Raw genomic sequence first — 22,229 nt, forward strand, 5'->3', positions numbered from 1 at the left:
GGCGGTTCAGCTGCCGTTGTTGGCGACGAGATCGACGTCGGTGCCGCCGTCGCGTCGCGTGGTGAGGAACAGTGCGAAAGCAGCGCCGTCGCGGCTGCGGGTGCCGCCAAGCACGTGCTGGCTGCCATTTGCCTCATGTTCAGCGGCGAAGCCGGCGCCGCTCGCGCGGGTGTAATACCAGTCGATCACCGATTGCAGCGACGCGGATGTCGCGAAGCTTACCGCGCGCAGCGCGCAACCGTTGTCCGAGTTCCCTGCTGCCTCGCTCACCCGTGCGTCCGGGTAGAGCGGCAGATCGGCCGGCAGGCGATTCGCCCAATTTGCCGAGTACCGCATCTCCCCCGCGCAACTTGCGGTGCGTTTGTCGTTCTGGCGCGAGGCAAGCGCGCCGAGCGTGAGCGACTGGCGTGCCGCCTCGCACTGCGGGCACGAACCATCTGCCTTGGGAGCTGGGGCCGACTTGAGCGTTTCGCTCGTACCGGCGCCGTCGCCGGTCGCTCCGCCGTTGGTCGCGCCGGCCACCGGATCGGCCGGGACCGCGCCTGAATACGGCCGAGTGGGGGGACGCACCGCATCGGCGTTGGCCTGTTGCGCGAGCGCGGGATCGACCATGATCTGATCGTGCAGCGCCGCCATCAACGCGGGATCGCGGCTGTTGCTGCTGCCCGCGTCGGCAAGTTGATTGTCGAGCGAATCAAGGTTGCCCTGCTCGGTGTCGCGCGCGCCACAGCCCGCGGTCGCCAGCGCAAGCGCGAGTGTGGCGATCAGCCGGTTGCGACGCATAGAAACGCTCCCTCGTATCGGGTCTTATACTGCGCACGCTTGGCGTATTTTACGTTAAGATTGAACGCGGGAACGGGGTTAATGCGTGAAATTCGGATTAACCGAGATCGTACGCGCTTGCGTCGGGTGGCGACGGCGGCCATCGTCCGACGATGATCAATCTTCTCTCGATCCTGGTCGGCGTGCTGGTATTCTTCGGCGCGATCGTCGGGTTCATCCCGCTGTTCGGCTGGTTCAACTGGTTCTTGATTCCGGTGGCGCTGTTCGGGCTGGTGCTGGGCGCGCTGTCGTCACATCGCAGCGGACGCAACCTCAACCTGATCCTCATCATCTTCTGCGCGCTGCGGCTGATGCTTGGCCACGGCGTGATCTGACGCAAAAAGGCCCGGCGTTGGTACACCGGGCCTTCTGCAATCATGACTGGTCGGTTATCGGCATATCACCTGACCACGGTCGATCGACGTGCCGAGCGCCGCGCCACCAGCCACACCGAGCAGCGTACCAAGCGTGCTGGATCGACCGTTGGACAGGACGTTTCCGAGGACACCGCCGGCCAGACCGCCGACAATCAGGCCGGTCGTACCGTCAGAGCGGCGGCAGTAATATCGACCGTTGCCGCCGCGATAGATGCGGTCGCGACGGCTTAGCCGGTGCGGCTGATAGTAGCCGCCATCTCGGTAATAGCGGTCGGCGTAATATACGCGCTGACCTGGTTCGAGGCGGTTGTAGTCATACCCGCGAAACTGGCGCCAGTCGCGATTGCCACCGCCCCGCCACTCGGCACGGCTACCATGATCGTCGTGACGGTGATCATCACGGCGATCCCCACGCCAGTCGCCCCGCCGGTCCCCGTCGCGATCATGCCCGGCACGGTCATCTCTTGGATCATGCCGACCATGATTGTCCCGCTGCCGGTCTTGCGCGGTGGCGGGGATAGACGGCAGCACCGTCGCGGCCGCGATGGCGGCGAAAATCAGCTTGCGCATGGTTCATGTCCTCCTGTTTGGATAGACGAAGAACCCATGGGAGCGGATGGCGGTTGCGTGAACGGGAAACTACGTTCCGTTCACGCAACGTTTAGTTGAGGTCTAGCCGTTCAGGCGATGGGTCAGCGTAATCTCGGCGTTGAGCAGCTTCGATACCGGGCAGTTCGCCTTGGCACCGGCGGCGATTTCCTCGAACTGGTCGGCCGAGATACCATCGATCGTCGCGGTCAGGTCGAGATCGGAGCGGGTGATCGTGAAGCCGCCGTCAGCCTGTACAAGTGTCACCTTGGCGCTGGTTTCCAGCGTTCCCGCCGAAAATCCAGCCTCCGCCAATGCGAAGCTAAGTGCCATCGTAAAGCAGCTCGCATGCGCGGCAGCGATCAGCTCTTCCGGATTGGTGCCGGGTTCGCTTTCGAAGCGCGTGTTGAAACCGTAGGGCGAATCGGACAGCACGCCCGACTGAGTCGAGACATGGCCCTTGCCGCTCTTGCCCAAACCTTCGTACTTCGCGGAACCGGAACGGGTGGTCATGATGTATCTCCTGTGGGGGCGGTGACCTGCCGATCCTGCGCGGGTCTCGTCATCGCTGCGCAGAGGTCGGGGACGGTGGCGTAACGGTTCCGCACGAGCGGAGTTTCACGCGCGTGAAAACAATCCGTTCAGCCGCGCGCCAGCACCGCGCGCGCGGCGTCGCAATCCACCGCAATCTGTGCGGTTAGCGCGTCCAGCGTGTCGTATCTCGCCTCCGGCCGCAGGAACTCGACCAGTTCGACGGTGATCGTCTGGCCGTACAGGTCACCGGTGAAATCGAAGAAGTGCGGCTCCAGCAGTTCCTTCGGCGGATCGAAGCTCGGCCGCACGCCGAGATTGGCGGCTCCACCGAGAATGCGGCCATCCGCAAGCCGACCGCGCACGGCGTAGATCCCGTAGGCGGGGCGCAGATAGCTGCCGAGGTCAAGGTTGGCAGTCGGGAAGCCGATCGTCCGCCCCAGCTTGTCACCGTGCGACACGACACCTTCAATCGCGAAGGGGCGCGTGAGCAGCCGCGCCGCACCGCGCGGGTCGCCACCGATCAGGGCCGCGCGGATCCGGCTTGAGGAGACCGGTTCCCCGGTGAGGGTGACCGGCGCGACGGCTTCGACCGAGAAGCCGTGCTGGGCGCCAAGCTCGCTCAAAACGCCGATGTTGCCGCTGCGCGCCTTGCCGAAGGTGAAGTCCTCGCCCGTCGTCGCGCCGCCGAGGCCAATCCCGTCGACCAGCCGCTGCTCGACGAAGTCCCGCGCGTTAAGCGCGGCGAGCGCGGCATCGAAGCGAAACACAACCATGGCATCTGCCCCGGCATCGGCGAACAAGCGTTCACGCTGGTCGAGCGTGGTGAGCCGAAAGGGTGCGGTGTCCGGCTTGAAGTAACGCACCGGATGCGGATCGAACGTCGCGACCAGCGCCGGGCGACCCTCGGCACGCGCGCGCGCGATCGCTCGCCCGACCACGGCCTGGTGGCCCAGGTGAAATCCGTCAAAGTTGCCAAGCGCCACGATACCGCCGCGCAATGCCGCTGGCAGGACCGAGCCACCGTCCAGTCGCTCCATCCGCGCGGCTATAGGCAGGCGCGGCAACCCGCGCCAGTGGCGACGATGATATTCAACCGCGCGGTGGAGCGTCGAGCGTGAAGAAGGTGAACGCGGGACGGTCGCCGTCCGCCGGGTGATGCTCGCGTCGGATTTCGCTCCAGTCTTGACCGAGACGAAAGCACGTGTCGCCGTCGTAATCGCGCCAGATCGTCGTCACTTCGGCTTGGTTGGCGTGATGCTCGAACAGCCGGAAAATTTCCGCGCCACCGATGATCGCGGCGTTGTCCCCGGCAAGCGTGAGCGCTGAAGCCACATCGTGCGCGACTTCGGCGCCAGCGGCATGCCACGCGCGATCGCGGGTCAGGACTATGTGGCGACGACCGGGCAGGGGAGCGGGGAAGCTCTCGAAAGTCTTGCGGCCCATCACCATCGGCCGGCCGAGCGTCAGCGCCTTGAAGTGCTTGAGGTCGGCCGGAAGATGCCAGGGCAACGCGCCATCACGACCGATCACCCCGTTCTGCGCGTGCGCGAAGACGAGTGTGATCACACCGCCACCGCCGCCTTGATGTGAGGTTGTGCGACATAGTCGTGCAGCACGAAATCCTCATACTCATAGGCATCGATCGACGGCGCCGCGCGGACGATCTCGAGGCGCGGGAGCGGGCCGGGCTTGCGCGTCAGTTGTTCGCGGGCTTGGTCGAGATGGTTGGAATACAGGTGGCAGTCGCCGCCGGTCCAGATGAACTCGCCGGGTTCCAGCCCGCATTGCTGCGCAAGCAAATGCGTGAGCAGCGCATAGCTGGCGATGTTGAAGGGCACGCCGAGGAAGATATCGGCGGAGCGCTGGTAGAGTTGCAGCGACAGCCGGCCGTTTGCGACATGCGTCTGGAACAGGCAATGACACGGGGCGAGTGCCATCGCGTGCAGATCGCCGGGGTTCCAGGCGCTTACGATCTGGCGGCGCGACGCGGGGCTGCTCCGGATCTGCGCGATCAGTTCGGCGATCTGGTCGATGTGGCGGCCATCCGCTGTCGCCCAGTCCCGCCATTGTTTGCCGTAAACCGGTCCTAGGTCGCCGGTCTCATCTGCCCATTCGTCCCAGATGCTGACTTTGCGGTCACGCAGCCATTGCACGTTGGTGTCGCCGCGCAGGAACCACAGCAACTCGACGATGATCGAACGCAAATGCAGCTTCTTGGTGGTCAGCGCCGGGAACCCCTCAGCGAGATCGAAACGCATCTGATGCCCGAACACCGACAGGGTGCCGGTGCCGGTACGGTCCATCTGCTCCACACCGGTGTCGAGCACGCGTCGCATGAGGTCGAGATATTGCTGCATGCCGCCGGTCTAGCGTGACGGCGCGTGCGCGTCACCGCTGATATGACTTGGCCCGTAATGGAGGCGTGTGCTTCCGCATAGCGTCAAACGCGGCATCATCGTGAGCGTGGACTTAACTCCGATTCCCGCGGCGCTGATCGGCGCGCCATACCGCGCGCTCGATGCCGAGCATATAGCGGTTTCGCTGTTCGCACCGATCCGCAACCTGAGCACCGAAGTCGCGATGTTCGCGTTTGTCGATTCGGAATGGCGGCTGCTCGCGGTGCGGACCACGCCGTCCGATCGTGCCGACATGGTGGAAATTCCGGTGCGTACGATCGTCGCCGATGCGCTGGCATTCGATGCCGCGGCGGTGGTGATGGCGCACAATCATCCAAGCGGCGACGCGACGCCGAGTGAAGACGACCGCGTACTGACACGGCGATTGGCACGGGCGCTCGATGCGGTCGGCATGAGACTGGTCGATCATCTCGTGCTTACGGGCGAGCAGACGGTCAGCTTTCGGCGGCTTGGACTGCTGTAGACGACGACGCTTAGAGCAGCACCACCGATATTCGCTGGCCTAGCGATTGAGGCACGGCTTGATCGCGTCTGGATCGGGGCGTGGGCCGATGGCCTGAAACAATGCCAGATAGCCGCCGGCGGACGGCATATCCTCCCGGCCGACCTGCGTATAGCCGACCGCGGCGAACTCGCATCGCAGCAAAGCGGGCGGGGTGCCGTGGTGCTGTGTCTGGCGGTCGGCATCGACCACCACGACCAGACCGGCCGGTTTCAGCGATGGGCGCAAACGCCACAGGAACTCATATGGCTGGCCGATCTCGTGATACATATGGACCATCAGCACCCGGTCGAAACTGTTCGCCGGCAGCTTGGGATCAGACGGGGTGCCGAGCCGCACGCTGACATTGTCGAGCCGCTCGCGCGCCACGCGTTCGGCAAGCGAGTCGCGCACGGACGCAACGATATCCTCCGCCAGCACGCGGCCGCCCTTGCCGACGCGAGAGGCGAGACGCACCGTGTAATAGCCTTCGCCGGCGCCAATGTCGGCCACCGTCATGCCCGGCTTGATGCCGGCCTTTGCCATGACCTGCTGCGCTTCGTCGCGACTATCGCGGTCCTGCTCGTTGGACCAGCGCGGCGACACGATGTTGGCGACAGGGCGGTCGGCGGCGGGGAAGGGGCCGTCGCTCGCTTGTTTCGGACCGTTGGAACACGCGGCGACGGCAAGCAAAAGCATCGCGGACGCCGGCAACGCCGCGCGCCGGCGCGGCAAACGCACGTACAAAGCAGGCGAACCGCTGCTACGCATCCTCAGTCGACGTCCTCCACCTCGACCGTCTCGCCGGTCACGCGCTGCGACAGGGCGGCGGCCATGAACGAATCGAGATCGCCGTCGAGCACGTCCGACGGGCTGGAGGAGGTGACGCCGGTGCGCAGATCCTTCACCAACTGATACGGCTGAAGCACGTAGGAGCGGATCTGGTGCCCCCAGCCGATGTCCGTCTTGCTGGCGTTCTCGGCGTTGGCGGCGGCTTCGCGGATCTGCAACTCGCGCTCGTAAAGCTTGGCGCGGAGCTGGTTGTACGCCTCGGCCTTGTTCTTGTGCTGCGAGCGTTGATTCTGACACTGCACGACGATGCCGGTCGGAATGTGCGTGATGCGCACCGCCGAATCGGTGGTGTTGATGTGCTGTCCACCCGCGCCGGACGCACGGTAGGTATCGATGCGCAGATCGCTTTCATTGTACTGCACGTCGATATTATCGTCGATGACGGGATAGACCCACACGCTCGCGAACGAGGTGTGGCGACGCGCGGCGCTGTCATAGGGGCTGATGCGGACGAGGCGGTGCACGCCGCTTTCGGTCTTGGCATAGCCATAGGCATTTTCGCCCTTAAGCAGCAACGTCGCCGACTTGATGCCGGCCTGCTCGCCCGAATGCTGATCGACCAGTTCGACCTTCAGGCCGTGACGTTCCGCCCAGCGCGAATACATGCGGCTGAGCATGCCTGCCCAGTCCTGACTCTCGGTACCGCCCGCGCCGGCATTGACCTCGACATAGGTGTCGTTGCCATCGGCTTCGCCCGCCAGCAGCGCCTTCACCTTGTCCCCGGCGGCACGCTTGGCGAGAGCGGCGAGGGCGGCGACGCCCTCGTTCTCCATCTCGGTGTCGCCCTCGGCTTCGGCCATCTCGATCAGTTCGGCGGTGTCGCTCACCTCCGTCTCGATCGCGCGGGTGGCGGTGATCGCCTCGTCCAGCCGGCGACGCTCGCGCATCACCTCCTGCGCGGCCTTGGCGTCGTTCCACAGCGTCGGATCCTCGACACGCGCGTTCAGCTCGTCGAGCCTACGCAAAGCGCGGTCCCAGTCGAGGAAGCGGCGCAGCAGCGCGAGCGAGTCCTTGATCGAATCGATATGTGCCTGCGCTTCGGCGCGCATGGTCGTCACTCCAGAATGTCGTTGCCCCGGCAGAAGGCCGGAGCGCGTATGTAATGTCGCGCCGCCATCGCGCCAAATGCGACGCTAGTAAATCCCGCCTTGCTGCTGGACGAAATCGTCCTTGCGCTGTTCTGATGCCTGTGCGGCACGGGCGGCTTCCGCACGGGCGGCGGCTGCCGCCGCGGCTGCGGCAGCTTCCTCCGGCGTCTGGCGATGGAAGACGCGGCGCGGTTCGCTTTCCGGCTTGAACGCTTCCCAGATCACCGCCGCCTTCGGGTCGGCGCTCGGCCATGCGCCGTAGACCGGCTTTCCGGAACCGCGATCGATCCGCACCATCCGGATGCCCGGGGGTGCACGGAACGGGATCTTGGGCAGGCCATCATACGCCTTCTGCGCGAATTCCTTGAAGATCGGCGCCGCGATCGTACCGCCTTGCGCGTAGCCGCCAAGGCCGTGCGGCGTGTCGTACCCGATATACAGGCCGCCAATCATCTGCGGAGTGCCGCCGATGAACCACACGTCGGTCGGTCCCGAATTGGTGCCGGTCTTGCCGAACATCGGCCGGTCGAGATCGCGCAGCACGGTGGCGGTGCCGCGCTGGATCACGCCTTCGGTGATGTGGATCATCTGGTACGCGGTCATCGCGTCGACCACCTGCTTGCCACGGCTGACCGGGCGCGGCATCGCCTTGCCGTTCCAGTCGGGCGCGTTGCACGCCTCGCACGGATGCCAGTTTTCCGGCCAGATCACCTTGCCGTGCCGATCCTGCACATAGTCGATCAACGTGCCCTGATGCGCCTGACCATGATTTTCGAGGATCGTATAGGCGTTGACCATCCGCGATACGGTCGTCTCGCCCGCACCAAGCGCAAAGGAGAGGTAAGGCGGGTATTTGCCGACGCCGATCTTGTCCATCAGCGCGACGACCTTGGGCATGCCGGTCTGCGCGGCGGTCCGCACCGTCATCAGGTTGCGGGATTGCTCGATGCCCCAGCGCATCGTGTGCGGGCCGGCACCACCTTCGCTGCCGAAGTTCTTGAAACATTTCTGTCCGAGCCGAGCGCCCTGATACACGCAGAACGGCCCGTCGACGATGATCGAGGCCGGCGTCATGCCGTTTTCGAGCGCGGCGGAATAGACGATCGGTTTGATCGTCGAACCCGGCTGGCGCATCGCCTGAGTGGCGCGGTTGAACGCCTGGAGGCGGAAGTCGAACCCGCCCTGCATCGCCAGCACGCGGCCGGTTGAGGGTTCCTCCACCACGAACGCGCCGGAGACTTTCGGCACCGCGCGCAGGGCGAACTGGTCACCCTCTGGCGCCACCGCCACGATGTCGCCGACCTTCAGTGCCGAGAAGGCGTTGCCGCCTTTGCCGCGCACCGGCATCTGCGCGGCCCAGCGCGGCATGGTGCCGGTCTGGCCATTGGTGAAGCCAAGGCTGGCCGACGATCCGTCGAGCGCGGTGACGATGCCCGCGCGCCAATCCTGATAGTCGAAACCGATGTTGGTGTTGAGCAGCGCCGGCAGCCAGTTATCGCCGGTGATCTCCGCATGGCCGATCGGTCCGCTCCAGCCGCGCCCGCGATCGTAGCGCAGCAGGCCGTTGCGAAGCGCGGTCTGCGCGTAATCCTGGATGCGCTGGTCGAGCGAGGTGCGGACCCACAGCCCGCCGGCATAGACGCTGTACGGGCCGGCATTGGCATCTTCACCGAACTTGTCGATCAGTTGACGACGCACTTCCTCGACGAAATAGCCGGTGCCGGCGATTTCGGTCTTGGGTGTCTGGCGCGGCACCGTGCCGAGCGGCTCGGCCTCCGCCTGCGCATATTGGCTCTGATCGATGAAGCCGTTCTTGAGCATTTCGCTGAGCACATAATGTCGCCGCGCCAACGCGCGCTCGGCATGCCGGTCAGGATCGTAATTCGATGGGCCCTTGGGCAGGATGGCGAGGTACGCCATCTGCGCGAGATCGAGGTCGTTCAGCTCCTTGCCGAAATAGGCGTAGCTCGCCGCTTCGACGCCGAAGGCATTACGCCCGAGCGCGATCTGGTTGAGGTAGAGTTCGAGGATCTGCTGCTTGGTGAGCGAATCCTCGATCCGGTAGGCGAGGATCGCCTCCTTAAGCTTGCGGCTGTAGCTGTGCTCGTTGCCGATCAGCAGGTTCTTGGCGACCTGCTGCGTGATGGTCGAGGCGCCGCGCGCGCGCTTGTTGCGGGCAAGGTTGTCCCATACCGCCGAGGCGATGCCGGCGTAATCGACACCGTGATGCTCGAAAAACGTCTTGTCTTCGGCGGCGAGGAAGGCGCGCACCAACAAGGGCGGATATTCGTTGTAGCTCAGCTCGACGCGGCGTTCGCGGGCGTAGGAATGGATTGGCAGGCCATCGACACCGCGTACGTTGGTGGGTAGCGGCGGTTCATAGGTGCGCAGCTTGTCCACGGAGGGCAAGTCGCGTGCGAACAGCACGAAGAATGCGGCGTAGGCGATCGCTGCGAGTACCGCTAGGACAAGCAGCAGCTTCACCCACCAGCGGCCCCAGAGATGACGGGCGCGGCCGGCTAACCCGTCCGCCGCGCGGCGGAAGCGGAAGCTCACGCTGGAATCATTGTCGGCCATAATCGGCGCAGGCTCTAGCAAGTTTCACGCAGCTTGCCAGCCTTGGTCGTGCCGCGATTTTTCTGTTGCCCATCCCGCCGGGACTGCGCACCGGCTATAAAGCAGGCAAATGGTTCATTCGTCACCCGCCGCAGCCAGCAGAACGCCGCCATCGGACACGGCTCTTGCCGCTTTCATGTCGCGAGACGGGTGTCTCTTCAGCCACGAGATCGCGGTTACGGCGGCGAGCCTTGGGTTGTTACCCGTCGTTTATTCCGCCAGCGCCAGCCGCCGTGCGAAGTGCACGTCCACTGCCTTGCGCACAGCTTCGGCGATGGCATGTCGCCCATCCGGCGAGTCGATGAAGTCGGCGTCCTTGGGGTTGGAGATATAGCCGGTCTCGAACAGGATCGAGGGCATATCGGGCGCCTTCAGCACCATCAGGGATGCACTGCGGTGGAAGTTCGGCTTCATCGGCACCAGCGGTTGCGCCTCGCGGCCGAGCAGTCGCGCGAAATTGGCGGAGGCGTTCATCGTCTCGCGCTGGGTGAGGTCGATCAGGATCGAGGATATGTCGGCGGAGGTCGAGGCGAGGTTCACGCCGGCGATGATGTCGGCCTTGTTCTCACGCGCGGCCAGCCGCGCCGATTCCTTGTCGGAGGCGATCTCCGACAGCGTGTAGACCGATGCACCGCTGGCATCGCCCGATCCCACGCTGTCGCAATGGATCGAGATGAACAGGTTTGCGTGCAGTTTGCGCGCGATGCCGAACCGTTCCTGCAACACGATGAAACGGTCGTCCTCCCGCGTCAGCGCGACACGGACCCGGCCGGAGCGGATCAGTTCGTCGCGGATCGCCTTGGCGATGCGGAGCGTCACGTCCTTTTCGCGGCGGCCATCGGTGGGGCCGATCGCACCCGGATCCTGCCCGCCGTGGCCCGCGTCGATCACCACCAGCGGCCGGCTGGCGTCGTCGCCATAGACGTGCGGCAGCCGGAGCGTTCGGCTCGATGATGGGATCGGCAGCGCTACCTGGTACCGCCGCAGCGCCTTTGTTGCCGTCCCGAACGTGAAGGGCGGCAGCGCGGGCTCGACATCCCGACTGCTGGCGCCGGCGGGCTGCGCATCCCCGCTGATATTCAGCGCGAGCGAGAGGTCGCGCCTGCCGCCAGCCGTGGCAGAGGCATCGCCCGAACGACCGCCGAAATGCAGCACGATCTGATCGCGGTCAGCGTCGATCTGCGGCGCCATGAACGCCAGCGCGGGGGAGCCGACGAACCAAGACGCCAGCAAAGCAAAAACGAACGACACACGGCCATGATGCCGCGTTGGCGCACGGCCGGTCCAGCAAAAAGACATGTGCGACGATCCCCGGTTACGCGATGACTGGGGACGGTGTCTGGCAGCGAGCCGTCACTTCGCGATGAAACGGCAAGGTTAATCCGCCGTTCGGCAAGATTTTGCCGGTCAGCGCGGCTGGAACGTGCCGGTTGCTGCGCGCGGTATGCGGTGCTACGCATGTCAAGTACCGGAAAGCGCTTCGATGACGCACGATCCGGTCACCCGGTCGCCCGCGCGCTTTTGAGCGGCGACCTTCTCAGGTTGACGTTCGCATGATGCATTTCCCCACCACCTCGCGCCGACCGGCTTTTGCCGGCGGTTTTGCGAGCGCGCGGGGTGCCGTGGGCCATGCGCCCGGGCGTGCGATGCGAGCAGAGGCAGTTTTGCAAACCCATTGCGGCGAAGAGCCGGGCGCGTTTTCCGCCCGGATCGCGCCGCTTCACATTCGCGCGCGGCCAGCGCCACAGGCACCCGGACCGCGCGCCCGGAGAACAATCAATGACAACGCGTATGCTGATCGACGCACGCCACCGGGAAGAAACCCGCGTCGCGGTCGTCAAAGGAAACCGGATCGAAGAGTTTGACTTCGAATCGGCCGAGCGCAAGCAGCTCAAGGGGAATATCTATCTCGCCAAGGTGACCCGCGTCGAACCGTCGCTGCAGGCGGCGTTCGTCGATTACGGTGGCAATCGCCACGGCTTCCTCGCGTTCAGCGAAATTCATCCCGACTATTACCAGATCCCTCGCGAAGACCGCGAGGCGCTGCTCGCCGAAGAGGCCGAGCATGCCGCGCAGGAAGCTGCGTTGCGCGCCGAACAGGACGCCGAGGACGACGAGGACGAGGATTTCGACGGCGACGATCACGACGTTGACGAGGATTCAGTCGAGCGGTTCGAGGATGACGGCGGCGCCGACGCCGAAGCCGCCGCCGAGAGCACCGGCCGTCGCCGTCGCGGCAAGAGCCAGTCGGACGATGCGGTCGAGGATTTGCGCGAACGTCGCATGAACCTGCGCCGCCGCTACAAGATCCAGGACGTGATCCACCGCCGGCAGGTGCTGCTGGTGCAGGTCGTCAAGGAGGAGCGCGGCAACAAGGGTGCGGCGCTGACCACCTATCTGAGCCTCGCCGGGCGCTACTGCGTGCTGATGCCGAACACGTCGCACGGCGGCGGTATCTCGCGGAAGATCTCGAACGCGGGCGATCGCAAGCGGCTGAAGTCGATCATGGCGGAACTGACGTTGCCGCCCTCGATGGGCTGCATCGTCCGCACCGCGGGCCTCCAGCGCACCAAGGTCGAGATCAAGCGCGACTTCGATTACCTCGCCCGGCTGTGGGACGGCATCCGCGAGACGACGATGTCGTCGTCCGCGCCCGCGCTCGTCTATGGTGACAGCGATCTGATGAAGCGCGCGATCCGCGACATCTACAATCGCGAGATCGACGAGGTGATCGTCGAGGGCACCGAGGGCTATCGCCAGGCGCGCGAGTTCATGAAGCTGCTGATGCCGACGCACGCGCGCAAGGTGAAGCATTACAGCGATCCCGTGCCGCTGTTCCAGCGCGCCGGCGTCGAGGATCAATTGTCGGCGATGTACCATCCGGTGGTGCAGCTGAAGTCGGGCGGCTACCTCGTCATCAACCCGACCGAGGCGCTGGTGTCGATCGACATCAACTCGGGCCGCTCGACGCGCGAGCATAACATCGAGCAGACCGCGACCGCGACCAACCTCGAAGCCGCGCACGAAATCGCGCGCCAGTTGCGGTTGCGCGACATGGCGGGCCTCGTCGTGATCGACTTCATCGACATGGATCATTCGTCCAACGTCCGGAAGGTCGAGAAGGCGATGAAGGAGGCGCTCAAGAACGATCGCGCGCGCATCCAGGTCGGTCGCATCTCGTCGTTCGGGCTGATGGAGATGAGCCGCCAGCGCATCCGCACCGGCGTGCTGGAGGCATCGACCCGGCCGTGCCCGCATTGCGAGGGCACCGGCTTCGTACGCACCGCATCGTCATCGGGCGTGTCAGCGCTGCGATTGATCGAGGACGAGGCTGCACGCGGGCGCGGCTCGCAGCTCGCCATCCGCGTGAGCGCGGAAGCGGCCTTCTATCTGCTCAACAGGAAGCGCGCCGAACTCGCCGAGATCGAGGATCGCTACGGCGTGACGATCGAGGTGATCCCGGATGGCGAGCAGGAGGGCGCGCGCATGGCGGTCGAGGCCTCCGGCCCACCGCCCGCGCATCCGCCGCGCTTCGACGCACCGATCGTCGAGATCGACGAGGACGACTTCGTCGACGAGGAAGAGGACGAGGTCGAGGAGACCGAGGAGGGCGACGACGCGGACGAGGGCGAGGCGCGCGAAGAGCGTGATCGTCCCGGCGAGACGGCGGCCGAGGGTGATGCGCGTCGTAAGCGCCGCCGTCGTCGCGGTCGTCGCGGCCGCAATCGTCCGGATGGTGAGCCGCAGGGCGAGCCGACCGAGCAGGGCGAAACCATCGAGGCTGCCGAGGCCGATGTGGCGACGGACGGTGATGAGGCGCCAGCCTCGGCTGTCGAAACCGCCGAGGCCGGTGAGGGCGAGGGGCGTCGTCGCCGGGGCCGGCGCGGCCGTCGCGGCGGTCGTCGGAACGAGGGCGAGGGCAACGCAGCGGCGGAGGCTGAAGCCCCAGCGGGCACGTTGCTCGATGACGTGACCGAAGGCTCGATCGAAGCGGAAGCGCTTACCGAAGCGACGCCGGAGCCGGTCGCCGAAGTAGCGGTTGCGGCCGAGGACGCCGACGCGCCCAAGAAGAAGAGCCGTCGCCGCAAGGCCGCTGCCGACACCGCACCGGCGGAAGCGGTTGCTGCGCCCGAGGCGCCCGTCGTCGCGGCAGCGCCTGATGCCGAGGTCGAAAAGCCGAAGCGCAAGCGCCGCACCAAGGCGGAAATGGCAGCGGCGGAGGCACCCGTCGTCGCCGCACCGGCCGCGGACGAGCCTAAGAAGCGTCGCGCACCGCGCCGCAAGGCCACCGAGGAGGCCGCTGTCGAGGCCACGCCAGCCGCTCCGGTCGCGGCAGCCGAGCCGACGCCGGAGGCCGCACCGGCGGCACCGACCGCGATCGATCCCGATCCGGGCGAGGCGGGCACGCCGCGCCGTGGCTGGTGGCAGCGGACGTTCGGCGCCTGATTGATGCCGGCGGGGCTCCTGTAACGGGAGCCCCGCCGGAACCGCTTCACCGTGGGTTCACGCAGACGAGGCAAAGGAGCGCGCAGTCGATCGATGTCTCGCATGAAACGCCTCGTCGCCGGGTTCGTCACCGCGCTGTTACTGTGGGCACAGCCTGCCGCCGCACAGTCGATCCTGCGCGATGCCGAGACCGAAGCGCTGTTCAACGACATGTCCCGGCCGCTGATCGTCGCCGCCGGACTGTCGCCCAACACCGTCAAGGTGATCCTCATCAACGATGATTCGATCAACGCCTTCACGGCCGGCGGGCAGGTCGTCTATGTCAATTCGGGACTGCTCGCCGCTGCGGATAACGCCAACCAGGTGCAGGGCGTGATTGCACACGAGCTTGGCCACGTCGCCGACGGTCACGTCGTGCTGGCGGATGCCGGCTACCGCCCCGCGCTCGGCATTTCGATTCTCAGTCTGGTGCTCGGCATCGCGGCAATGGCAGCGGGTGCGGGCGATGCCGGTGCCGGCATCCTCGCGGCCGGCCAGACCGCCGCCGGGTACAAGGCGGCCGCGTTCAGCCGCGTGCAGGAATCGACCGCGGATGCGACCGGCGCCAAGTTCCTGCGGCAGGCGGGAATCAGCGGCAAAGGCATGCTGACCTTCTTCAAGAAACTGCAAAGCCAGGAATATGCGGTCGGCCTGCAGAACATCGACCCTTATGCGCAAAGCCACCCGCTCAGCGGTGAGCGGGTCGCGACGCTGACCGCCGACGTGGTCGCGTCCCCCGCCTACAACAACCCGCCCGACCCCGATCTGGAGGAGCGGTTCAAGCGTGTGAAGGCGAAGCTGTTCGGTTTCGTTTCCGATCCGAAGACGACGCTCAACGCCTACCCGCAGAGCGATCAATCGGAGTACGGCCATTACGCGCGTGCCTATGCGTGGCACAAGGCGGGCTATCCCAACAAAGCCGACACGGAGACCAGGGCGCTGCTCGCGCTCAAGCCGCACGATCCGTATTTCCTCGAGGTGCGCGGGCAGATCCTGCTCGAAGCGGGCAAACCGCGTGACGCGCTGGCGCCGCTGCGCGAGGCGACCGAGCTCACGCGTACCGCGCCGCTGATCGCCACCACGCTCGGCCACGCGCTGATCGCGACCGAGGACAAGGCCTATTATCCCGAGGCGGTGAAGGTGTTGCGGTCGGCGGTCGCGCGCGACGACGACAATCCGTTCGCATGGTACCAGCTTGGCACCGCCTACGAACTGTCCGGCGACGAACCGCGCGCGCTGCTCGCCAGTGCTGAGCAGGCGAGCCTGACCGGCGACGTGCCGCGCGCCGCCTATAGCGCGCGCGCCGCGATGGCTGGGTTGCCGCCCAACAGCATCGACTGGATCCGCGCGCAGGACATCGCGATGACGTCGATGAACGATATCCAAGACAATCCCAACAAGTATAAGAAGCGCCGATGACCCGACTGACTCTCCTGCTGACCGTGCTGTTTGGTGCTCTGATCGGTGGCGCTGTTGTGTATCTGGGAAGCAGCAAATTCGTGGGCCGGACGGGTGATCAGGCGCGGATCGAGCAGGTCGTACACGACTATCTGCTCGCGCACCCCGAGGTTCTGCCGGCTGCGATGGATGCGCTTCGCGACAAGGAACATGCCAAGACCATCGCCGACAATCGCGCCGCCATCCTTGAGCCGGTCGGTAGTGCGTGGGCCGGGAGCGCACATCCCGATCTCACAATCGCGGAATATTACGACTATAATTGCGGCTACTGCCGGGCCAGCCTGCCGGCCATCGCGCAATTGCTGCAAAGCGATCCGAAGCTGCGCATCGTGTTTCGCGAGTTTCCGGTGCTGGCGGAATCGAGCGCCAGCGCGGCACAAATGAGCCTTGCCGCAGCGGCGCAGGGCAAGTTCAAGGCGTTTCATGATTCACTCTATGCCGGCGGGCAAGTCAGCGATCAGTCGATCGCGGCGGCGGCCAAGATCGCGGGGGTCGACACTGCCAAGGCGGCGGCCTTCACGCCGCGGGCGGATGCGGAGATCGCCTCAAACATGGGGATCGCGCGGCAGTTGGGCATGACTGGAACGCCTAGCTGGGTGATCGGCAACCATGTCGTGTCGTCCGCGCTGCCGCTGGAGACGTTACAGAAGCTGGTGGCGCAGGCGCGCGCCGGCGGCTGATCGTTTACGCAACGGCGGCGCAGGGCGGCGTTGCATCGTTGGCGGTCCGGCGCCGCTCGGCGATCAACCTTTCCCAGAATTGCTCTTCCTGGCGCGCGCGTTCGGCGCATTCGCGTGAGCGGCGCGCAAGGATGATCATGTCTTCCAGGGTCATCATCGATCCCTCCCGTGTTGGTCAAAGCGCTTAGGCCCCGGTAAACGTCGCATCGCACGACAAGTCGCAGTTAACGCGCGCTTCACCACGCTTCCCGTGTGAGGATGCGATGGGAGAGGTGTTGCGCTTTATCCCGGCCGGCTTGGTGGTACCCGTTGCGGCACCGCAACAGCGTTCCTATTTTGCGCGCACAAGGGGAAGCACATGCAACCGATCCTGTCCGTTCGAGGCGTCTCGAAGACGTACGCCTCGGGCCACCGCGCGCTCGAACCCGTCGATCTTGAGATCAACAAAGGCGAGATCTTCGCGCTGCTCGGCCCGAACGGCGCCGGCAAAACCACGCTGATCAGCATCATCTGCGGCATCGTCACACCATCAACCGGCACGATCACCGTCATGGGGCATGACGCCATCCACGATTTCCGCGCTGCGCGCAGCGTGATCGGGCTTGTGCCGCAGGAACTGTCAGTCGACATGTTCGAGACGGTGCTGGCGAGCGTCCGCTACAGCCGCCGCCTGTTCGGCAAGGCCGGGCACGACGCCTATGTCGAAGAGGTGCTGCGCGACTTGTCGTTGTGGGACAAGCGGAATGCCCGCATCCGTGAGTTGTCGGGGGGCATGAAGCGCCGCGTGCTGATCGCCAAGGCGCTGAGCCATGAGCCGGACGTGCTGTTCCTCGACGAGCCGACCGCCGGCGTGGACGTCGCGCTGCGCCGCGACATGTGGAAGCTGGTCCACAAGCTGCGCGCCAAGGGCACCACGATCATCCTCACCACGCACTATATCGAGGAGGCCGAGGAGATGGCCGACCGGGTCGGCGTGATCGACAAGGGCAAAATCATCCTGATCGAGCAGAAGACCGAGCTGATGAAGAAGCTCGGCAAGCGACAGATGCTGATCGCGTTGCAGGAGCCGATGGCGGCGCTCCCGGAGGCGCTGGCCGAATGGCATCTTGCGCTGGAGGATGACGGCGCGACGCTCCGCTACGTGTTCGACGCACAGGCCGAACGCACCGGCATCCCCTCGCTGTTGCGCAAGCTCGCCGAGATGGGGATCGGCTTCAAGGATCTGGAAACGAGCAAATCGTCGCTGGAGGACATTTTCGTCGATCTGGTCGAGCGCAAGGAGCAGGCGGCGTGAGCAGCGGCATCAACCATCACGGCATTTGGGCGATCTACCGTTTCGAGATGGCGCGTTCGCTGCGCACCGTATGGCAGAGCATCGCCACGCCGGTCATCACCACATCGCTGTACTTCGTCGTGTTCGGCGGCGCGATCGGCTCGCGGATGAGCACGGTCGGCGGCGTCGGTTACGGCAGCTTCATCGTGCCGGGGCTCATCATGCTGTCCTTGCTGACGCAGAGCATCTCCAACGCGTCGATCGGGATCTACTTCCCCAAGTTTACCGGTACCGTGTTCGAATTGCTGTCCGCGCCCGTGACATCGATGGAGATGGTCGCGGGGTTCGTCGGCGCGGCGGCGAGCAAGTCGATCGTGCTGGGTCTGCTGATCCTCGCGACATCGACGTTGTTCGTACCGCTGCACATTGCGCACCCGCTGGCGATGATCGCGTTTCTGGTGTTGACCAGCGTGACGTTCAGCCTGTTCGGCTTCATCATCGGCGTGTGGGCGAACGGGTTCGAGCAACTCTCGGTGGTGCCGGCGCTGCTGGTGACGCCGCTGACGTTCCTAGGCGGCGCGTTCTATTCGATCGACATGCTGCCGCAGCCGTGGCGGACGGTCAGCCTGTTCAACCCGGTCGTGTACCTCATCAGCGGGTTTCGCTGGAGCTTCTTCGACAAGGGTGACGTGAGCATCGCGCTGAGCCTTGGCGTGACGGCGGCGTTCATGGTGGCATGTCTGGTGGCGATCGCGCTGATCTTCCGGACGGGGTGGCGGCTCAAGGCCTAGCCCAAGCGAGCGGCGCACACTGCGCAGCGCTCGCGCGAGCGACGCGACGGGCCGGCCGGCGCGGGCAACGCCCGCGTCCGACGTCATGGGATTCACTCCCATGACGTCCTGAGGCTCGGAGTAAGAGTATTCCAAGCAGCTACCGCGCAAAGGTTGAGCACAACGCACGCATCACGGGCAAAGCTCGTGTCGTCGGACGCGGGCCTTGCCCGCGCCGGCCGGCGGTTCGCGTCGCTGGCGCGATCGCCGCGCTACAAGCGCGGCTCGCTCCCCATCACCGGCAACGTCACCCGCGATCCCGCGCAAACCCGTTGAGTCGCCTTTACGAAATCGGCCGGTTTGGCACGCGCGATGTTGGGCACGAACGTCTGCGGGTTGCGGTCGATCACCGGGAACCAGCTCGATTGGACCTGCACCATGATGCGGTGGCCCTTCTGGAAGACATGGTCGTGGTCGCGCAGCGGTACGTCCCACGCGACCACCTTGTTAGGGGTGAGCGCGCGCGGCGTCACGTCACTGGCCAGGAACTTGCCACGCCGCACCTCCATCGCAATCGGCCATTCATAGCCGTTGAGCTGGCGCGGGTAGGCGCCGAGCGGCGCGTCCATGTCGAACTGCTGATAGTTTTGCGGCAACACGTCGATCAGCTTCACCACAAAATCGCTGTCGGTGCCGCTGGTGCTGGCCAACAGCGTCGCGGCCAGCTTGCCGGTGACGGTGAGGTCTGCCTCCAGCGGTGCGCTGACATAGCTCAGCACGTCCGGGCGATGATCGACAAAGCGCTGATCGGCGCTCTCCCACCAGCGCCATTCCGGGCGCGGATACGTGGGGGAGATCGGGCGTTCGCGGAACGGTACCGGGTTGGCGGGATCGGAGACGTAGTCGCGGCACGCCTCAGTCTTTGCGGGCGCGGTGAAACTGAGCGAGCCATCGGCGTGAAGGAACAGATTGGTCGGCGTCGCCCCCGCAGGCGGCCAGTGGCGATAGGTCTTCCACAGGTTCGAGCCGGATTGCAGCATCTTCGCCTCGAACGACGGCCGCTCGCCGGTGCCGTGCAGCCAGTAGCGGAAGAACGGCGTCTGGATCTGGTCGCGGAACTCGGCGCCGGTATCGCGACCGAGCGGGATGTTGCCGAGCGCGTCCATCTTGCCCTGCCAGGTGCCGTGCGCCCACGGGCCGGCCACCATCTGCGCGAGATGATCGGGGTCGTTGGCCTGCTGCTTCTGGTAAATCTGCCACGATCCCCACGGGTCCTCCTGATCCCAGAAACCGGCGACGTTGAGCGTCGGCACCGTCGTCTTGCCGAGTGCCGCCGTCCAGTTCTGGCTCGTGTAAAAGGTGTCGTGATTGGGGTGATCGAGCAGCGCGGTCAGCATTGGCACACTGCCGTGGAAGTAGCGTTTGTCGAGATTTTCCACGGGGCCGAGCGCGAGAAACCACTCGTAGGTATCGACATTGCCGTAATCGAACGGCTTGTTCTGCGTCTTGTCGACTTGCAGGCTCGATACCCAGTCGGCGGTGTAGCTGAGCCGCAGCGCGCCGTTACGGTGAAGATCGTCGTTCTGCCAATAGTCGATCCAAGCCGCCTGCGGGCTGACCGCCTTCAGCGCCGGGTGCGGGTGGGCGAGGGCGACCGCAGCGGCGAAACCGGGGTAGGACACGCCCCACATCCCGACCTTGCCGTTATTGGCGGCCACGTTCTTCACGAGCCAGTCGATCGTGTCATAGGCGTCGGTGGCCTCGTCCACCGCCTTCGGATCGGCCGGATGGACGGCGGTGGACAGCGTGAAATTGCCGTCCGATCCGAAGCGGCCGCGCATCGACTGGAACACGAAGATATAGCCGTCCTTGACCAGCGAGGCCCAGCTTCCCGGCACCTTGCCGGGCGCGGACGCCGGTACGCCATAGGGCGTGCGCTGGAGCAGGATCGGCAGCGGGCCGCTCTGGTCGCGCGGGCGGATGATGACGGTTTCCATCTTCGCGCCGTCGCGCATCGGCACCATCAGCTTCTGATATGTGAACGGCGCATCCGGTGCTTCGGCCGCGACCGGCGCCGCCTGCGGGCGCGCCGCAACGAGTGCGGGCAGGGCGGCGGCGGCAAGCAACATCAGAAAGCGGTGGCGCATCACAAATCTTTCGCAATTTGGCGAAAGCTTAGCCGGGGCGGTGTGCGCAGGTAAAGCCGATGCTATGGCCGCGACGATTGAAGCGCGAGGGAATATGCCGAAAATGGACTTGGCGTGTCGGGCGGTGCGGGAAGACGATGCGGCAGAGATCGCGGCGATCTACGCGCATCATGTCCTGCACGGTACCGGCACGTTCGATCTGGTGCCGGTCTCGATCGAGGATTGGCGCGGCCGGATCGCCGATATCGCCGCGAACGGCTGGCCGTTTATGGTCGCGGAAAGAGGGGGGCGTGTGATCGGCTATGCCTATGCGGCGCAGTTTCGCGACCGCGAGGCATATCGCACGACGTGCGAGGACAGCATCTACATCGCCGAAAATGCACGGGGGTCGGGTGTCGGCGCATATCTGCTCGCGGCGCTGATCGCCGCCGCGCCGACTGCGGGCTTCCGCGAAATGGTGGCGGTGATCGGCGGGCCGGAGTCCGCATCGGTCGCGTTGCACACGAAGCTTGGCTTTGCGGAAGCAGGACGCTTGAACAACGTCGGCATCAAGTTCGGACGCTCGCTCGACGTGCTGTTCATGCAGCGCAGCGTCTGACGACCGCCGCCTGGGCGCGCGGCACCCCGGCTCGCGCCGGAATGCCGCGCGCTGGCGGGATTAGCCGACCCGGTGTTCGCCCTTGACCCAGCGCACCGTGCCGGAGGAGGCGCGCATCACCACGCTCTCGGTGGTCAACACGCCCTTCTTCCGCTTCACGCCGGCGAGCAGCGACCCGTCGGTCACGCCGGTCGCCGCGAAGATGCAGTCGCCCTTGGCGAGTTCGGTGAGGTCGTACTGCTTGTCGAGATCGGTCACGCCCCACTTGGCGGCGCGGCCGCGCTCGTCGTCATTGCGGAACAACAATCTGCCCTTGAACTGGCCGCCGACGCAGCGCAGCGCCGCCGCCGCCAACACACCCTCCGGCGCGCCGCCCGATCCCATGTAGATGTCGATGTTGGTGTCCGGGTTGGTGGTGGCGATCACGCCGGCCACGTCGCCGTCGCCGATCAGCATCACGCCGCAGCCGAGCGAGCGCAACTCTGCGATCAGCTTCTGGTGGCGCGGGCGATCGAGCACGCAGCACATGATCTTCGAAGGCTCGACACCCTTGGCGGCGGCGAGCGCGCGGACGTTCTCGCTCGGCGACTTGTCGAGATCGATCACGCCTTCGGGATAGCCCGGGCCGACCGCGATCTTGTCCATGTACACGTCGGGGGCGTTGAGCAGCATGCCTTCCTCGGCGATCGCCAGCACAGCGAGGCTGTTTGGCCCGGCGGTGGCGCAGATCGTGGTGCCCTCGAGTGGATCGAGCGCGATGTCGATCTTCGGTCCCTTGCCGATCGCCGAGCCTACTTTCTCGCCGATGTACAGCATCGGCGCCTCGTCGCGCTCGCCCTCGCCGATCACGACGGTGCCGTCCATGTAGAGTTCGTTGAGCGCGGTGCGCATCGCATCCACCGCCGCCGCATCCGCCGCCTTCTCGTCGCCGTGGCCGATCAACGGGGCGCAGGCGATCGCCGCCGCCTCGGTAACGCGTACCATTTCGAGGACGAGGACGCGGTCCAGGACGTTGCTGACGGTCGACATAGGCTGGCTTCCTC

Annotated in this window: 21 protein-coding genes; 8 read left to right on the forward strand and 13 right to left on the reverse strand. The window is 65.6% G+C overall.

All coding sequences use genetic code 11. The features are described 5' to 3' along the window. Window positions 1-6 precede the first annotated feature (6 nt). Window positions 7-783 carry a hypothetical protein gene (locus L8F97_RS12785; protein WP_242150532.1) on the reverse strand — a complete coding sequence of 259 codons (777 nt, stop codon included), beginning with the start codon at window positions 781-783 and terminating at the stop codon, window positions 7-9. A 152-nt stretch (window positions 784-935) separates the two neighbouring features. Here L8F97_RS12785 and L8F97_RS12790 point away from each other — a divergent pair, with 152 nt between their 5' ends. Beyond that, complete coding sequence (locus L8F97_RS12790; protein WP_242150535.1) at window positions 936-1,157, forward strand: hypothetical protein; 222 nt, start codon at window positions 936-938, stop codon at window positions 1,155-1,157. Between the two features lie 54 nt (window positions 1,158-1,211). Here L8F97_RS12790 and L8F97_RS12795 read toward each other — a convergent pair whose 3' ends face one another. The 5 genes from L8F97_RS12795 to L8F97_RS12815 all read right to left on the reverse strand — a co-directional run bounded on the left by L8F97_RS12795 (window position 1,212) and on the right by L8F97_RS12815 (window position 4,678). Beyond that, the gene (locus tag L8F97_RS12795; RefSeq protein WP_242150538.1) at window positions 1,212-1,769 is read right to left on the reverse strand and encodes a glycine zipper 2TM domain-containing protein; all 558 of its coding nucleotides are present in this window, start codon (window positions 1,767-1,769) and stop codon (window positions 1,212-1,214) included. A 102-nt stretch (window positions 1,770-1,871) separates the two neighbouring features. Next, window positions 1,872-2,300, reverse strand: a complete 429-nt coding sequence (locus L8F97_RS12800) for an OsmC family protein (protein WP_242150541.1) — start codon at window positions 2,298-2,300, stop codon at window positions 1,872-1,874. A 128-nt stretch (window positions 2,301-2,428) separates the two neighbouring features. Beyond that, window positions 2,429-3,358, reverse strand: a complete 930-nt coding sequence (locus L8F97_RS12805) for a bifunctional riboflavin kinase/FAD synthetase (RefSeq protein WP_242150544.1) — start codon at window positions 3,356-3,358, stop codon at window positions 2,429-2,431. Window positions 3,359-3,410: 52 nt separating this feature from the next. Next, a complete protein-coding gene (locus tag L8F97_RS12810; protein WP_242150547.1) occupies window positions 3,411-3,887 on the reverse strand; it encodes a dihydrofolate reductase in 477 nt (158 codons plus the stop codon). Beyond that, on the reverse strand, window positions 3,884-4,678 hold the full coding sequence (locus L8F97_RS12815) for a thymidylate synthase (protein WP_242150550.1): 795 nt from the start codon (window positions 4,676-4,678) through the stop codon (window positions 3,884-3,886). The genes L8F97_RS12810 and L8F97_RS12815 overlap by 4 nt, the downstream gene beginning before the upstream one ends. A 100-nt stretch (window positions 4,679-4,778) precedes the next feature. Here L8F97_RS12815 and L8F97_RS12820 point away from each other — a divergent pair, with 100 nt between their 5' ends. Beyond that, a complete protein-coding gene (locus tag L8F97_RS12820) occupies window positions 4,779-5,201 on the forward strand; it encodes a JAB domain-containing protein (protein WP_242150553.1) in 423 nt (140 codons plus the stop codon). Between the two features lie 39 nt (window positions 5,202-5,240). Here L8F97_RS12820 and L8F97_RS12825 read toward each other — a convergent pair whose 3' ends face one another. The 4 genes from L8F97_RS12825 to L8F97_RS12840 form a co-directional block, all read right to left on the reverse strand. Next, window positions 5,241-5,918: a methyltransferase domain-containing protein gene (locus tag L8F97_RS12825; protein ID WP_242150556.1), complete on the reverse strand. Its 678-nt coding sequence runs from the start codon at window positions 5,916-5,918 to the stop codon at window positions 5,241-5,243. A 74-nt stretch (window positions 5,919-5,992) separates the two neighbouring features. Next, a complete protein-coding gene (gene prfB, locus L8F97_RS12830; protein ID WP_242151189.1) occupies window positions 5,993-7,120 on the reverse strand; it encodes a peptide chain release factor 2 in 1,128 nt (375 codons plus the stop codon). A gap of 84 nt (window positions 7,121-7,204) precedes the next feature. Then, window positions 7,205-9,736, reverse strand: coding sequence for a penicillin-binding protein 1A (locus L8F97_RS12835; RefSeq protein ID WP_242150559.1), 2,532 nt, complete (start codon window positions 9,734-9,736; stop codon window positions 7,205-7,207). A gap of 249 nt (window positions 9,737-9,985) precedes the next feature. Further along, a complete protein-coding gene (locus L8F97_RS12840; protein ID WP_242150563.1) occupies window positions 9,986-11,074 on the reverse strand; it encodes an N-acetylmuramoyl-L-alanine amidase in 1,089 nt (362 codons plus the stop codon). A gap of 480 nt (window positions 11,075-11,554) precedes the next feature. Between L8F97_RS12840 and L8F97_RS12845 the strand changes: the two genes are divergently transcribed. From L8F97_RS12845 to L8F97_RS12855, 3 genes are all read left to right on the forward strand, one after another. Further along, window positions 11,555-14,221, forward strand: coding sequence for a ribonuclease E/G (locus L8F97_RS12845; RefSeq protein WP_242150565.1), 2,667 nt, complete (start codon window positions 11,555-11,557; stop codon window positions 14,219-14,221). 102 nt (window positions 14,222-14,323) lie between these two features. Further along, window positions 14,324-15,679, forward strand: a complete 1,356-nt coding sequence (locus L8F97_RS12850) for a M48 family metalloprotease (protein WP_242150568.1) — start codon at window positions 14,324-14,326, stop codon at window positions 15,677-15,679. After that, window positions 15,676-16,398, forward strand: coding sequence for a DsbA family protein (locus L8F97_RS12855; RefSeq protein ID WP_242150571.1), 723 nt, complete (start codon window positions 15,676-15,678; stop codon window positions 16,396-16,398). Before L8F97_RS12850 ends, L8F97_RS12855 begins: the two co-directional genes overlap by 4 nt. Before the next feature lie 4 nt (window positions 16,399-16,402). Here L8F97_RS12855 and L8F97_RS12860 read toward each other — a convergent pair whose 3' ends face one another. Further along, the gene (locus L8F97_RS12860; protein ID WP_242150574.1) at window positions 16,403-16,555 is read right to left on the reverse strand and encodes a hypothetical protein; all 153 of its coding nucleotides are present in this window, start codon (window positions 16,553-16,555) and stop codon (window positions 16,403-16,405) included. A gap of 201 nt (window positions 16,556-16,756) precedes the next feature. Here L8F97_RS12860 and L8F97_RS12865 point away from each other — a divergent pair, with 201 nt between their 5' ends. Next, entirely contained in the window at window positions 16,757-17,692 is a 936-nt protein-coding gene (locus L8F97_RS12865) for an ABC transporter ATP-binding protein (RefSeq protein WP_242150578.1), read from the forward strand. Continuing rightward, entirely contained in the window at window positions 17,689-18,462 is a 774-nt protein-coding gene (locus tag L8F97_RS12870; protein WP_409929042.1) for an ABC transporter permease, read from the forward strand. Before L8F97_RS12865 ends, L8F97_RS12870 begins: the two co-directional genes overlap by 4 nt. Window positions 18,463-18,713: 251 nt before the next feature. On the opposite strand, the gene L8F97_RS12875 is transcribed toward L8F97_RS12870, so the two are convergent. Then, window positions 18,714-20,588 carry a CocE/NonD family hydrolase gene (locus tag L8F97_RS12875; protein ID WP_242150581.1) on the reverse strand — a complete coding sequence of 625 codons (1,875 nt, stop codon included), beginning with the start codon at window positions 20,586-20,588 and terminating at the stop codon, window positions 18,714-18,716. A 103-nt stretch (window positions 20,589-20,691) separates the two neighbouring features. Here L8F97_RS12875 and L8F97_RS12880 point away from each other — a divergent pair, with 103 nt between their 5' ends. Continuing rightward, the gene (locus L8F97_RS12880) at window positions 20,692-21,186 is read left to right on the forward strand and encodes a GNAT family N-acetyltransferase (RefSeq protein ID WP_242150584.1); all 495 of its coding nucleotides are present in this window, start codon (window positions 20,692-20,694) and stop codon (window positions 21,184-21,186) included. 60 nt (window positions 21,187-21,246) lie between these two features. Here L8F97_RS12880 and glpX read toward each other — a convergent pair whose 3' ends face one another. Beyond that, entirely contained in the window at window positions 21,247-22,215 is a 969-nt protein-coding gene (gene glpX, locus L8F97_RS12885; RefSeq protein WP_242150588.1) for a class II fructose-bisphosphatase, read from the reverse strand. Window positions 22,216-22,229: the final 14 nt, after the last annotated feature.

The organism is Sphingomonas sp. BAUL-RG-20F-R05-02 (assembly GCF_022662305.1).
Lineage (GTDB): Bacteria > Pseudomonadota > Alphaproteobacteria > Sphingomonadales > Sphingomonadaceae > Sphingomonas.